The organism is Streptomyces sp. NPDC002309 (assembly GCF_053593375.1).
The window spans coordinates 164,470-177,948 of sequence record NZ_JBSFCI010000004.1 but is presented as its reverse complement, the minus strand read 5'-3'; the positions used below and the strand labels follow the sequence as shown (position 1 = coordinate 177,948).

General features: G+C 74.1%; 11 protein-coding genes and 5 tRNA genes. 10 read left to right on the top strand and 6 right to left on the bottom strand.

The genetic code is table 11. From position 1 onward, the window contains the following. Nucleotides 1-128: 128 nt before the first annotated feature. The 3 genes from cobT to ACWCPM_RS05345 all read left to right on the top strand — a co-directional run bounded on the left by cobT (nt 129) and on the right by ACWCPM_RS05345 (nt 5,934). A complete protein-coding gene (gene cobT / locus ACWCPM_RS05355) occupies nt 129-3,671 on the top strand; it encodes a nicotinate-nucleotide--dimethylbenzimidazole phosphoribosyltransferase (RefSeq protein WP_450974790.1) in 3,543 nt (1,180 codons plus the stop codon). Between the two features lie 147 nt (nt 3,672-3,818). Continuing rightward, nucleotides 3,819-5,051 (top strand): uroporphyrinogen-III C-methyltransferase, encoded by a 1,233-nt coding sequence (cobA, locus tag ACWCPM_RS05350; RefSeq protein WP_450974789.1) that lies wholly within the window; start codon nt 3,819-3,821, stop codon nt 5,049-5,051. A gap of 64 nt (nt 5,052-5,115) precedes the next feature. Then, nucleotides 5,116-5,934, top strand: coding sequence for a TrmH family RNA methyltransferase (locus ACWCPM_RS05345; RefSeq protein WP_450974788.1), 819 nt, complete (start codon nt 5,116-5,118; stop codon nt 5,932-5,934). Nucleotides 5,935-5,958: 24 nt separating this feature from the next. Here ACWCPM_RS05345 and ACWCPM_RS05340 read toward each other — a convergent pair whose 3' ends face one another. Then, nucleotides 5,959-7,425, bottom strand: coding sequence for a protein kinase domain-containing protein (locus ACWCPM_RS05340; RefSeq protein WP_450974920.1), 1,467 nt, complete (start codon nt 7,423-7,425; stop codon nt 5,959-5,961). A 196-nt stretch (nt 7,426-7,621) separates the two neighbouring features. On the opposite strand from ACWCPM_RS05340, the gene ACWCPM_RS05335 reads away from it, so the two are divergent. The 4 genes from ACWCPM_RS05335 to ACWCPM_RS05320 all read left to right on the top strand — a co-directional run bounded on the left by ACWCPM_RS05335 (nt 7,622) and on the right by ACWCPM_RS05320 (nt 9,933). Then, nucleotides 7,622-7,897 (top strand): hypothetical protein, encoded by a 276-nt coding sequence (locus ACWCPM_RS05335; protein WP_385385564.1) that lies wholly within the window; start codon nt 7,622-7,624, stop codon nt 7,895-7,897. Nucleotides 7,898-8,093: 196 nt separating this feature from the next. Then, the gene (locus tag ACWCPM_RS05330; protein WP_450974787.1) at nt 8,094-8,300 is read left to right on the top strand and encodes a hypothetical protein; all 207 of its coding nucleotides are present in this window, start codon (nt 8,094-8,096) and stop codon (nt 8,298-8,300) included. Between the two features lie 329 nt (nt 8,301-8,629). Then, complete coding sequence (locus ACWCPM_RS05325) at nt 8,630-9,565, top strand: phosphotransferase (RefSeq protein WP_450974786.1); 936 nt, start codon at nt 8,630-8,632, stop codon at nt 9,563-9,565. Between the two features lie 80 nt (nt 9,566-9,645). Next, nucleotides 9,646-9,933, top strand: coding sequence for a TFIIB-type zinc ribbon-containing protein (locus ACWCPM_RS05320; RefSeq protein WP_450974785.1), 288 nt, complete (start codon nt 9,646-9,648; stop codon nt 9,931-9,933). A 58-nt stretch (nt 9,934-9,991) separates the two neighbouring features. Here ACWCPM_RS05320 and ACWCPM_RS05315 read toward each other — a convergent pair. From ACWCPM_RS05315 to ACWCPM_RS05295, 5 genes are all read right to left on the bottom strand, one after another. Next, nucleotides 9,992-10,063 (bottom strand) — tRNA-Val (locus ACWCPM_RS05315). Between the two features lie 46 nt (nt 10,064-10,109). Continuing rightward, nucleotides 10,110-10,181 (bottom strand) — tRNA-Val (locus ACWCPM_RS05310). Between the two features lie 26 nt (nt 10,182-10,207). Next, nucleotides 10,208-10,279: transfer RNA gene (locus tag ACWCPM_RS05305), tRNA-Val, on the bottom strand. Nucleotide 10,280: 1 nt separating this feature from the next. After that, nucleotides 10,281-10,354 (bottom strand) — tRNA-Cys (locus tag ACWCPM_RS05300). Nucleotides 10,355-10,393: 39 nt separating this feature from the next. Continuing rightward, nucleotides 10,394-10,466 (bottom strand) — tRNA-Gly (locus ACWCPM_RS05295). A 178-nt stretch (nt 10,467-10,644) separates the two neighbouring features. Here ACWCPM_RS05295 and ACWCPM_RS05290 point away from each other — a divergent pair. The 3 genes from ACWCPM_RS05290 to ACWCPM_RS05280 all read left to right on the top strand — a co-directional run bounded on the left by ACWCPM_RS05290 (nt 10,645) and on the right by ACWCPM_RS05280 (nt 13,468). Then, on the top strand, nt 10,645-11,685 hold the full coding sequence (locus ACWCPM_RS05290; protein WP_450974784.1) for a chorismate-binding protein: 1,041 nt from the start codon (nt 10,645-10,647) through the stop codon (nt 11,683-11,685). 82 nt (nt 11,686-11,767) lie between these two features. Further along, a complete protein-coding gene (locus tag ACWCPM_RS05285) occupies nt 11,768-12,589 on the top strand; it encodes an aminotransferase class IV (RefSeq protein WP_450974783.1) in 822 nt (273 codons plus the stop codon). Nucleotides 12,590-12,643: 54 nt separating this feature from the next. Next, nucleotides 12,644-13,468, top strand: a complete 825-nt coding sequence (locus ACWCPM_RS05280) for a GNAT family N-acetyltransferase (RefSeq protein ID WP_450974782.1) — start codon at nt 12,644-12,646, stop codon at nt 13,466-13,468. Nucleotides 13,469-13,479 lie beyond the last annotated feature (11 nt).

Genomic DNA, 13,479 nt, shown 5'->3' with positions numbered 1-13,479 from the left:
TGTCGCCTTTTCCGGCGGGTCGTTCGTGCCGCTGGGCACGCGCGCTCGTTCTTCACGGCGGGGCGGTCGGTGCGCCGTTCCGGGTGAGCTGGACGTAGGAGCATCAACCGATGGGCGAGGGGTTACGCATGACCGACACCGGCCAGGTCCCGGGCGAGGGGCTGCCGGAGAACGCAGGGCTGGTCGAACAGCCCGACGTCTCCGTTCCCGGCGCGTACACCTACGTCTCCGAGACGTCCGTCGAGGAGGAGGACCTGCTGCTCCCCGGCGCGCAGGGGGCCTGGGGCAACGAGGTCGCCCCGCCCGCGCCCGAGCCGGTCGTCGAGGCCCTCCACGAGCCGGGCGCCCACGAGATGTCCGGCCGCGACAGCGGTTCGGTCGACCTGACCGGCGTCCGCCTGCCGGGTCCCACGCCCGTGCCGCCGGCGCCCGTGCCCGCCGCCGTGCCGCGCCGCCCGCTCCACCTGGGGCCCCTGATCCCCGACGCCTCCGCGAGCCCGGTCCGCTCCCTCGCCGACCGCGGCCCCGCGGGCGCGCCCGTCCGGCAGATGGGGCCGCCCACCGCGGGACCCGAGTACCTCGACGTCCCGCATGTGCGGGAGACGCCGCAGCAGGCCGCGGTGGTGCAGGACGCCACGCCGTGGAGCGGCACCCGGACCGCCGCGCCGCAGCCCACCGGGGCGCGGACCCCGGTCGGCGCGGAGGCGGCGGTTGCGGAAACGGTTGTTCCGGTGGCTGTTCCGGCGGGTCGGCCCTACGAGTACGCGGACGGCCCCGTGCAGGGCGCGCCGGCCGTGCCGGCTCCCGTGCACGAGGAGGCCCGGGCCGAGGTGTACGCGCAGGCGATGGCCGCGGTCCCCGCCCCGGGTGAGCTGCGCCGGCAGCCGGTGGCGCAGGTCCATGAGCAGGTCGAGCCGCACGCGCCGGCCGAAGCGCCGGCAGCCGCCCTCGCGGAGGTACCCGGACCGCCGCAGGCGCAGGCCGCGCCGGCGCGGATCGCCGCGGATGCCGGAGCCCCCGGGGCGCCCGGTCACGGCGAGGCCCACACCGCGGAGGTGGGGGCCGCCACCGAGCCCGCGTTCGCACCCGAGCCGGGCGCTGAGGCGGCGCCTCCCCCGCAGCAGGGTGCCGCCCCCGACGGACAGCCCTTCGTGCCGGAGGCGGGTGAGCCCGCGAGCGCCCCCGCCGCCGCGCAGGAGGAGACGCCGATCGCCGGACCCGCGTCCGCCGCCGTGCCGGAGCAGCCCCTCGTGGCCGCGGAGGAGGCGCCCGCTGCCGGGGCCGAGAACGCTCAGGCCGCCGCGCCCGTGGAAGCCCCGCAGCCCGTGCGGCGGCCGGACCACGACCTGGCGCGGGCCCAGGACACGCCCGCGACCGAGCCCGCCCGCCTCGCGCCCGAGCCGCAGGACGTCGCCGAGCAGGTCGTACCGGCCGGCGCCCCCGAACCCCCGGTGACGGACGAGCCGCCCCTCCAGCCCGTCCCGCACCCCGTGGACGTGGCGGCGGAGGCGGACCCGGCCGCGCCCGTCGAGCAGCCGCACGAGATCGCGCCCGAGGCGGTCCCCGATCAGCAGTTGGGCCGGTTCGTCCCGGTGGACGGCACGGTGCCGACCACCCCGCACCTCGCGCCGACCCCGCCGCACGCCATCGTCCTCCCCGCCCAGGAGCAGGCGCCCCGGCCTTCGGCGCAGCCGGAGGCCGTGGCCATGGTTCCCGGCCCCCGCGAGGCCGCTCCCGCGTCCGCCCCCGAGGCCGTCCAACTGGTGCAGAACGCCGAGGACTTGGACACCCGGGCCGCCGAGCAGGAGGACCAGAGGGTGCTCGACCAGCAGCACCGGCAGGGACCGCAGGACCAGCGGGTCCCGCAGCAGCCGCAGAGGCCGCAGGACCCCGAGGAGACGGCAACGGCCCCCGTGGCGGAGGCCCGGCAGGCCATGGGCCCCGCCGCGCCCGCCTACGACGACGCCGAGCGCGAGGCCGTGCTGAAGGTCATGCGTGAACGGCGGGACATCCGCAACGGCTTCCGCGGCGACCCCATCCCGCACGAGGTGCTCCTGCGCGTCCTGGAGGCCGCCCACACCGCGCCCTCGGTCGGGCACTCGCAGCCCTGGGACTTCGTCGTCATCCGGTCCGCCGACACCCGGCGCACCATGCACGAACTGGCCATGCGCCAGCGCGAGGCCTACGCCAAGTCCCTTCCCAAGGGCCGGGCGAAGCAGTTCAAGGAACTGAAGATCGAGGCCATCCTCGACACCCCGGTGAACATCGTCGTCACCGCCGACCCGACCCGTGGCGGCCGGCACACCCTCGGCCGGCACACCCAGCCGCAGATGGCCCCCTACTCCTCCGCGCTCGCGGTCGAGAACCTCTGGCTCGCGGCCCGCGCCGAGGGCCTCGGCGTCGGCTGGGTCAGCTTCTTCGACGAGCGCGAGATGGTCCGCACGCTGGGCCTGCCCGAGCATCTGGAGATCGTGGCCTATCTGTGCGTCGGGTACGTCGACGAGTTCCCGGAGGAGCCCGAGCTGATGCAGGCGGGCTGGTCCAGGCGCCGCCCGCTGTCCTGGGTCGTGCACGAGGAGACGTACGGCCGCCGTGCCCTGCCCGGGGAGGAGCCGCACGACCTGCTCGCGGAGACCGTCGCCCAGATCCGGCCGCTGGACGCGAAGGCGCTCGGCGAGGCGTGGGAGCGGCAGAAGCGGATGACCAAGCCGGCCGGCGCGCTCGGCATGCTGGAGATCATCTCCGCCCAGCTGTCCGGCCTGTCCCGGCAGTGCCCGCCCCCCGTCCCGGAGCCGGCGGCAGTCGCGATCTTCGCGGGCGACCACGGTGTGCACGCCCAGGGCGTCACCCCGTGGCCGCAGGAGGTCACGGCCCAGATGGTGGCGAACTTCCTCGGCGGGGGAGCGGTCTGCAACGCCTTCGCGAACCAGGTCGGCGCCGAGGTCTGCATCGTCGACGTCGGCGTCGCCGCGGAGCTCCCGTCCACCCCGGGCCTGCTGCCGCGCAAGATCCGCCCCGGCACGGGCGACATGACCACCGGCCCCGCGATGACCCGCGAGGAGGCCACGCAGGCCATCGAGGTGGGCATCGAGACGGCCCGCGACCTGGTGGCGGCGGGCAACAAGGCCCTGCTCACGGGTGAGATGGGCATCGCCAACACCACGGCGTCCGCCGCCCTGATCTCGGTCTTCACCGAGGCGGACCCGGCGGAGGTCACCGGCCGGGGCACCGGCATCAACGACGAGACCCTCGCCCGCAAGACCGAGGTCGTCCGCCGTGCCATCGAACTCCACCAGCCGGACCCGGCGGACCCCATCGGCGTCCTCGCCGCGATCGGCGGTCTCGAACACGCCGCCATCGTGGGCCTCCTCCTCGGCGGGGCGTCCCTGCGGACGCCGGTCATCCTGGACGGCGTCAGCGCCGGCGCCGCGGCCCTGGTCGCCCGCGCCATCGCCCCCGAGGTCCTCGCGGCCTGCATCGCGGGACACCGCAGCGCGGAGCCCGGCCATGTGGCCGCCCTCAACAAGCTGGGCCTGCGCCCCCTGGTCGACCTCGACCTCCGCCTCGGCGAGGGCACGGGTGCGCTGCTGGCCCTGCCGATGGTCCAGAGCACGGCGAGGGCGATGCATGAGGTGGCGACGTTCGACTCGGCGGGAGTGACCGAGAAGTAGGCACCCCGCGCGCAGCGGGCCGGACGGGCGCTCGTGGCACCCGTCCGGCCCCGGCCGCGTACGCTGAACGCACTCCGACATCCGCACGTCAGGGCCGCTCCGGAGCCGTAGCGCCCACCGCACGCCCGCACGAGGAGCCTTACCCTCATGGCCGAACACCCCGCCTACCCCGTAGGCCTCCGCCTCAGCGGCCGTCGTGTGGTCGTCCTCGGCGGAGGCCAGGTCGCCCAGCGCCGGCTGCCCGCCCTGATCGCGGCCGGCGCGGACATCCTCCTGGTCTCCCCGGACGCCACGCCCTCGGTGGAGGCCATGGCGGACGCGGGCGAGATCACCTGGGAGCGGCGGCCCTACGCCGAGGGGGACCTGGCCGACGCCTGGTACGCCCTGATCGCCACCAGCGACCACGGGGCGAACACCCACGCCTCGGCGGAGGCCGAACGCCACCGCGTCTGGTGCGTCCGCTCCGACGACGCCGAGGCGGCGACCGCCTGGACCCCCGCCACCGGCCACAGCGAGGGTGTCACCGTCGCGATCCTCACCACGGACGCCAAGGCCCGCGACCCCCGGCACACCGCGGCCGTTCGTGACGCCGTCGTCGAGGGCCTGCGCGACGGCACCCTGGTCGCCCCGCACCACCGCACCCGCACCGCCGGTGTCGCCCTGGTCGGCGGCGGCCCCGGCGACCCGGACCTGATCACCGTGCGCGGCCGCCGCCTGCTCGCCGAGGCCGACGTCGTCATAGCCGACCGCCTCGGTCCCCGCGACCTCCTCGCCGAACTGCCCCCGCACGTCGAGGTGATCGACGCGGCGAAGATCCCGTACGGGCGCTACATGGCCCAGGAGGCCATCAACAACGCCCTGATCGAGCACGCCAGGCAGGGCAGGTCCGTCGTGCGCCTCAAGGGCGGCGACCCCTTCGTCTTCGGGCGCGGCATGGAGGAGGCCCAGGCCCTCGCCGAGGCCGGGATCCCGTGCACGGTCGTCCCCGGGATCTCCAGCTCCATCTCCGTCCCCGGCGCGGCCGGCATCCCGGTCACCCACCGCGGGGTCGCGCACGAGTTCACCGTGGTCAGCGGTCATGTCGCCCCCGACGACGAGCGTTCCCTCGTCGACTGGCCGTCCCTCGCCAAGCTCACCGGCACCCTGGTGATCCTGATGGGTGTCGACAAGATCGGCAGGATCGCCGAGACCCTCGTCGCGCACGGCAAGCCGGCGGGCACACCCGTCGCCCTGGTCCAGGAGGGCACGACCGCCGCCCAGCGCCGGGTCGACGCGACGCTGGCGACGGTCGCCGAGACCGTGCGTGAGCAGGAGGTCAGGCCCCCCGCCGTGATCGTCGTCGGCGAAGTCGTCGACGTCGGCCCCGGGGCCCCCGCGTAACCCCGGGTAACGCAACCCGTTCCGAGCCGTTGGCACCGTACGTACGACAAGGCAGTATCACCCTGTGGCCGATCTCATCACCGTCGAGGACCCCGACGACCCGCGCCTGCGCGACTACACGGGCCTGACCGACGTCGAACTGCGCCGCAAGCGCGAACCCGCCGAGGGTCTCTTCATCGCCGAGGGCGAGAAGGTCATCCGACGCGCGAAGGACGCGGGCTACGAGATGCGCTCCATGCTGCTGTCCGCCAAGTGGGTCGACGTCATGCGCGACGTCATCGACGAACTGCCCGCCCCCGTCTACGCGGTCAGCCCGGAACTCGCCGAACGCGTCACCGGATACCACGTGCACCGCGGCGCCCTCGCCTCCATGCAGCGCAAGCCCCTGCCCACGGCCGCCGAACTCCTGCGTTCCGCACGCCGGGTCGTCGTCATGGAGTCGGTCAACGACCACACCAACATCGGCGCCATCTTCCGCTCGGCCGCCGCGCTCGGCATGGACGCGGTCCTGCTGTCACCGGACTGCGCCGACCCCCTGTACCGGCGCAGCGTCAAGGTCTCCATGGGCGCCGTCTTCTCCGTGCCGTACGCCCGGCTGGAGGTCTGGCCCAAGGGCCTCGAGTCGGTCCGCGAGGCCGGCTTCGCGCTGCTCGCCCTGACCCCCGACGACAAGGCCAGGGCGCTCGACGAGGCCGCCCCGCACCGGATGGACCGCGTCGCGCTCATGCTCGGCGCGGAGGGCGACGGCCTGTCCACCCAGGCCCTGGTCGCCGCCGACGAGTGGGTCCGCATCCCCATGTCCCACGGGGTCGACTCCCTCAACGTGGGCGCGGCGGCGGCCGTCGCGTTCTACGCGGTCGCGACGGGCCGGCCCCTGCCGTAAGGCGGTTCGTACGGTCGGCGGGTCCTACGGGGACTCCACGAGCGCCGTCGGCCGGTGCTCGGCGAGCGAGGCTCCCGTGTCCGACGGCCGGTGCTCGGCGAGCGAGGCCCCCGCGTCCGACGGCCGGTCCCCGCCGGGCTGTACCTGTTCCTGCTGTGCGCCTGGGCGGCCCCGCTCGTCGCCGAGCCCGCGCGTCGCCGCCTGGCAGCCCTGCACCACCCCGATGCCGAGCGCCACGAGCAGGGTGACGACCACGAACACGAACAGCCGCTGCCGCAGCAGCCGCGGATTGGCCGGCCGCCGCCCGGTCCCGGTGGGCCGCGACGCGGGACGGCCGGCGCCGCCGCGCGGTGCCGTACGACTTCCGCTGCCGGAGCGGGTGGTGTTGCGCGCCGGCGTGTTCCGTGAGGCGGGCGTGGGCCGCGCCCCGGACCGGGACGACGGACCGCCGCTGCGGGAAGGAGCGCCACCGTTCCGGCTCGCCGACGCGCCCCGCGGCGCCACCGGCCCCCGCGGACTGCCGGCACCGCGCGGCGCCGGAGTCACGGGCCCGCCCTGCTGCTGCCGGCGCGGCGCGCGGTCGGGATAGGTGTCGGCCAGCCGTCCGGTGGGCCGGTCCGCCTCGCCGCTGCGCGGCGCCGGAGGCCGCCCCTCGATCAGGCCCTGCGCCTCGCGTGCCGCGATCTCCTTGAGCCGCAGCGACAGCTCCAGCGTGCTGGGCCGCTCCTCGGGGTCCTTCGCCAGACAGGCCCGCACCAACGGGGCCAGCGCGTCCGGCACGCCGTGCAGCTGGGGCTCCTCGTGGACGACGCGGTACAGCATCACCTCGGAACTGCCGTGCCCGAAGGGGGAGTCGCCGGTGGAGGCGTACGCCAGGGTGGCGCCCAGCGAGAACACGTCCGTGGCGGGCGTGACGGTGGCTCCGCGCACCTGCTCGGGCGCGAGGAAGCCGGGCGAGCCGACGGCCGTGCCGACATGGGTGAGCGTGGAGGCCCCGGTCGCCCAGGCGATCCCGAAGTCGATGATGCGGGGGCCCTTGGGGGAGAGCAGGATGTTGGACGGCTTCAGGTCCCGGTGGACGACCCCGGCCTCGTGTACCGCGACCAGCCCCTCGGACAGGGCGGCGCCGACCGCGGCGACGTCGGCGGCGGGGAGCGCCCCCTCGTCGGCGACCTTGTCGTGCAGGGAGGGGCCCGGCACGTACTGCGTGGCGAACCAGGGCCGGTCCGCCTCCAGGTCCGCCGCGACGAGCCGCGCGGTGCATCCGCCGCGGATCCTCCGGGCCGCCGACACCTCACGGGCGAAGCGGGAGCGGAACTCCTGATCCTCCGCCAGATCGGGCCGGATCACCTTCAGGGCGACCCGCTGGCCCTTCTTGTCGGACCCCAGGTAGACCACGCCCATCCCGCCCGCGCCGAGGCGTCGGTGCAGTCTGAACGAGCCGACGACGCGCGGGTCCTCGCGCCTCAGGCGCATCATCGCCATGTTCATCCCCGCTGCCCGGTCCGTGTGACGTGGCACAGCTTACGTTTCCGCGGCCGCCTGCGCGCAGAGGCCGCGCCCTCTCGGCCGGACGGATTGTCAGTGCCGGGTGCGAGACTTGAGTGGTGGTCAGGGAGCGTGCCGTCGACGCGCCTTTGGGCCGTCCGCGTTTCCAACCACCTGTTGCAGAAGGGGGATTGGGCACTTGAAGGGTGACCGTGTGGAGATAGTCGTGGACGCCGGGGACACGACACGTACGTACGAGGTGGTGGCGAGCAGAGCGGGCCGCCGGGTGGAGACGGCCGTACGCCGAGGTGTCGTCGAAGTGAGCGAAGTCACGCGAACCGGCGTTGTGGTCCGTACGGCGCGGTTCATGGCGAACCGGGTGTTGGCCCTGGTCGAGCAGCCGGTGCCCCGCGAGGACAGCTCGGAAAACACCGGACACACCGGGCGGCCCCTCCGGGAAGACCCCGAGACCTAGGTCCTCTTCTCCACCCAGGGGAGTACGCCCTGGCCCATGGCTCATCCTCCGGGAGGCCCGCCAATCGGTACGAGGGCATGACGCCCGCCTTCCGCCGCGGACCTAGATTTGAGGTCAAGCGGCGGGTGCAGCACTCGTCCCCCGAGGTCAGGCACTCGCCGCTGCCGACGACAACTGAACGGTCAGGAGAGGGGCCATGGCCTACACGGCACCGCGGACACTGATCCGCGAGCAGGGACGCAAGGCGCACGCCGCGTTCCGCCCGCGCCGCACCGGCCGCCGCCACCCCGTGGTGGCGACGGCCATGGCCCTTCCTCTCGCGGTCCTGCTCCTCGTCGTCTTCGACGGCTGGGAGACAGTGGCCACACAGGCGTCGTCCGTGGGCGTGATGCTGGGGCGCTGAGCGGCGACCCCAGGCCCGGAAGAGCGGTCCGGGCGGGGACATCCACCCATAACCCCGTGGGGACGGGGGTGCGGCGGACGGCAATGATGCCGGCGCAGCTGGGGAGCTGCGCCGGCATTGCTTTTGCCTCCGGCGTCGTGCCGGGGTGAGAGCGCCGCGCCGACCGGCACGAGCCCGGCCACCCGCTTCCCTTTTCACCTCCCACCCGCACAGCCGCAGGCGCACTGCGGGGGCGCCGTCGTCGTACCGGCCCCGTGAGGGGCCCCCTGCCCGACCCCGTCCCCGCCCACGTACCCTCCCTGCACCAGCCCCGCTCCGAGGAACGCCCCGTGACCCCACCCCTCGTCGTCGACCTGGCCGCCTGTGCCAGGGCCGCGGCTCACCCGCGCGCCGACGTCTGCGCCTGCGGAGCGGTGGTCACCCTCGCCGATCGTCCCGACGCCACGGTCGTCCGGCACGCCGGCACCGTGGCCAAGGCGCACGCCCCGGACGCCGATCCCGCCGCGCTCGGCGCCCGCCTCACCGCGGCGGCGCGGATACCCGGCGTACTGCTGGCCCCCCTCAGGCCCACGCCGGTCGCCCTGCACGGCAGGCCCGTGACCCTCTGGCCGTACGGCAGCCCGGTCGACCCCGACGCCCCGGACGCCGCCCCCTGGGAGGCCGCCGCCGGCCTCCTCGCCCGCCTGCACCGCACCCCGCCGCCCGTCCCGCTCCCTCCCATGCGCGGCCCCGAGAAGGCCGCCCGGGCGGTCGCCGGGCTCCGGGCCGCGGCGCGGGGCTCCGCCGCGCGTGCCGTACTCCGGGCCTGGGCCGCCCTCCCCGCCTGGGCACGCGGCGAGGGCCCCCTTCCCGACACCGGCACCCTCTGCCACGGTGACCTCCACCTCGGCCAGCTCGTCCGGCACCCCGCGCCGGACGGCCCCTGGCTGCTCATAGACGTCGACGACCTCGGGGTGGGCCCGGCGGCCTGGGACCTGGCCCGGCCGGCCGCCTGGTACGCCTGCGGGCTGCTCCCGCCCGACGAGTGGACCCGCTTCCTGACCGCGTACCGGACGTCCGGCGGCCCGGCGGTTCCCCCGGACACGGACCCCTGGCCCGCTCTGGACGTCCCGGCCCGCGCCCTCACCGTCCAGACGGCCGCGCGGATGGTGACGAAGGCCGTCGAGGCGGACCGGCGCCTGGACGAGGTGGAGCAGTCCCTCGTCGACGCCTGTGCCCGAATGGCTTCCGTCCCCGCCCAGTTGTCCCGCGACCTCGCGAAGTAGTGTGCAACCGACCGCAGCCGGACAGAGTCTGTCCTGGCGAATGGCGAAGCAGGACCGACCGGCGAGGAGTTGAACCGACGATGCAGTGTCCGAAGTGTCATGCGCCCATGCACACGTACAACCGCAACGGCGTCCAGATCGAGCAGTGCTCGGGCTGCCGCGGAATCTTCCTGGACTACGGCGAGCTGGAGGCGCTGACCCGTCTGGAGTCCCAGTGGTCCCAGCCGGCGCCGCCGCCCCCGCCCGCCGCGCAGGCGTACCCGGCGCCGCCCGCCCCCGCCTGGGGCGCCCCGCACGGTGGGCACCACGGCGGCCACCACGGCCACCACCGCAACAAGAGCTTCGGGCGCATGCTCTTCTCCAGCTGAGCCGCCGGCACCACGACGAAGCCCCCGGCCGTACGAGACGGCCGGGGGCTTCGGTGTGTGGACGATACTGGGATTGAACCAGTGACCTCTTCCGTGTCAGGGAAGCGCTCTCCCGCTGAGCTAATCGTCCTCGGGACCACGGTCGTGACTCCGGGGAGTCGTTCGTGGGCACTGCGTGCGCGATACTGGGATTGAACCAGTGACCTCTTCCGTGTCAGGGAAGCGCTCTCCCGCTGAGCTAATCGCGCGGGAACGGACCTTCGAGAAGATCCAGTGGACGATACTGGGATTGAACCAGTGACCTCTTCCGTGTCAGGGAAGCGCTCTCCCGCTGAGCTAATCGTCCTTGGAGGTGGAGACGGGATTTGAACCCGTGTAGACGGCTTTGCAGGCCGTTGCCTCGCCTCTCGGCCACTCCACCAGGAGTGTAGGGGTTCGGGAAGATCCCCTTGCTCTTTCGAGCGAACGACGAGGTTCGAACTCGCGACCTCAACCTTGGCAAGGTTGCGCTCTACCAACTGAGCTACGTTCGCCTGTCATTCCGGTCGGCTTGCGCGTCGCGGCGACGTGTTGAACTCTAGCGGATTCCTGGGCCAGTACAAAAACGCGTTTGTGCAGCGTGCTGCGCTGTGTCTGGTCGCACGCGAGCCCGCACCACCCGGAGGGACACTGCCGGACCGCCCGGAGGACACCCGCCATAGACTCGGCAGCGTGCTGGACTTCCCCCCTCTCGCCCGCTTCGGCGACCGCGTCGCCACCGGACTCCTCGATGTCACGAGCGACCCGGCGGCACTCGACTCGTCCGGCTTCTGGGCCGTCGCCGCCGACTTCGAGGGCCGTCTGACCTGCGCGCGTTTCGCCGACGTGAGGGAGGAGCCCGTTCCCGCGCCGGCCCGGCGGGCCTGGCACGGCCCGGCCGTCGGCGACTGGACGTCGTCACTGGACCACGCCTCCTACACGGAGGGAGTGCGCCGGATCCGACGGCACATCGCGGCGGGCGATGTGTACCAGGTGAACCTCTGCCGCGTCCTGTCGGCCCCCGTCGCCCCCGACGCCGACCCGGACGCCCTCACCGCGCTGCTGGCCCGAGGCAACCCCGCGCCCTACGCCGGAACGATTCGTCTGCCCCGGTACGGAGTGGAGATCGCGACCGCTTCCCCCGAACTCTTCCTGCGCCGCGCGGGGCGTGTCGTCGAGTCGGGCCCGATCAAGGGCACCGGCCGCACCGAGGCGGACCTGCTGGAGAAGGATCATGCCGAGAACGTGATGATCGTCGACCTGGTCCGCAACGACCTCGGCCGTGTCTGCGCGTCCGGCACGGTGACGGTCCCCGATCTGTGCGTGCCGGAGAAGCACCCCGGCCTGGTCCACCTGGTGTCCACCGTGCGCGGTGAACTGCGCGAGGGCGCGGGCTGGCCCGAGCTGCTCGACGCCGCCTTCCCGCCCGGCTCGGTCACCGGGGCGCCCAAGTCGAGCGCCCTGCGGATCATCGACGCCCTGGAGACGGCACCCCGGGGGCCGTACTGCGGCGGCATCGGCTGGGTCGACGCCGACCGGGGGACCGGCGAGGTGGCCGTCGGTATCCGCACCTTCTGGTTCGACCGGGCCGAGGGCCGCCTGCGTTTCGGAACCGGAGCGGGGATCACCTGGGGATCGGACCCCGAGGACGAGTGGCGGGAGACCGAACTGAAGGCGTCCCGGCTGCTCGCGATAGCGTCGGGGGCGTACGAGGTGAGTGGAGAGGGACTGTGATCGTGCCGGGCCCGACGGGGGAGGACCCCCGGCGCCCCGGCCGCGGCCAGGTCCCCGGCACGGAAATGTGAGGTGGGGACCAGTGAAGATCTGGCTCGACGGCGGGCTCCAGGATGCCGGGTCCGCCCGTGTCTCCGTCTTCGACCACGGGCTGACCGTGGGCGACGGCGTCTTCGAGACCATCAAGGCTGTCGACGGCGCCCCGTTCGCCCTCACCCGCCACCTCGACCGGCTGACCCGCTCGGCCCGGGGCCTCGGCCTGCCGGACCCCGACCTCGACGAGGTCCGCCGCGCGTGCGCCGCCGTGCTGGACGCCAACCCCATGCCGCTGGGCCGGCTCCGCCTCACCTACACCGGTGGTCACGGCCCGCTCGGCTCCGACCGCGGCGACCAGGGTCCGACCCTGGTCGTGGCCCTCGGTGAGACCCGGCGCCGCCCGGACTCCACCGCCGTGATCACGGTCCCCTTCACCCGCAACGAGCGTGGCGCCCTCACCGGCCTGAAGACCACCTCGTACGCCGAGAACGTCGTCGCCCTCGCCCGCGCGCACGAACAGGGCGCCTCCGAGGCGCTGTTCGCCAACACCGTCGGACAACTCTGCGAGGGCACCGGCTCGAACGTCTTCGTCGTCCTCGACGGCGAGATCCACACTCCTCCGGTCGCCTCCGGCTGCCTCGCGGGCATCACCCGCGCGCTGGCCGCGGAGTGGACCGGCACGAAGGAGACCGATCTGCCGCTGGACGTGCTGGAGCGGGCCGACGAGGTCTTCCTGACGTCCACCCTGCGGGACGTCCAGGCCGTCCATCGCGTCGACGGCCGCGAACTGCCCGGCGCCGCGGGCCCGGTGACCGCGAAGGCGATGCGGATCTTCGACGAGCGGTCGGGCGACGACCTCGATCCGTAGAACGCCGCGGAGATTCGGCGGACTCGGGGGGCGGGAGCGGGTAGAACACCCCTGATGACCACCACCCTGCGGCCGACCCAGCCGCTTCAGCGCGCGGCCGACGGTACGCGCTCCCGCCACTACCAGGTGTGCGTGAACAGCCGTCCCGTCGGCGCGGTGCGCCTCGGCACGTCCCCCACCCTGGGCGACTCCGTGGCACGCCTCCTCGACCTGCGCATCGAGGAACCGGACCGCCGCCGCGGACGCGGCACGGTCGCCGCCCTCGCCGCGGAGGAGGTCGCGCGCGGCTGGGGCTGCCGCCAGATCGAGGCGTCCGCCCCCGGGGACGCGGAGCCGGCGCTGCGGCTCCTGACGGCACTCGGGTACGTCCCGCGCAACCGCGGTATGGAGAAGCACCTCGGCGCCACCCCGCCCGAGTTGCCCGCCGGAAGTCACGCGCGCCCGATGACGGAGGCCGAGTTCGCCCGCTGGCTGGAGCACGAGTCGGAGCATTACGCGCGTACCTGGATGGAGCGGGGGGTACCGGAGACCGAGGCGTACGCCAAGGCGCGGGACGACCACGACAGGCTCCTGCCGGACGGCCCGGCCACCCCGGACACGCTGCTCACCGTCCTGGAGCGGGACGGCACGCGGGTGGGCACGCTGTGGGTGGCGCTTCAGGACGACGGGGCCTACGTCTACGACGTCGAGGCCGACGCGGCACACCGGGGGCGGGGTCACGGCCGTACGCTCATGCTGCTGGCCGAGCGTCAGACGATCGCGGCCGGCCGGCGTCTTCTCGGCCTCAACGTCTTCGCCGGGAACACCCCCGCCGAGCGGCTCTACGAGTCACTCGGCTACACGACGACGCGGCACACCCTCTACAAGCACCTGATCTGAGGAACCCGGCC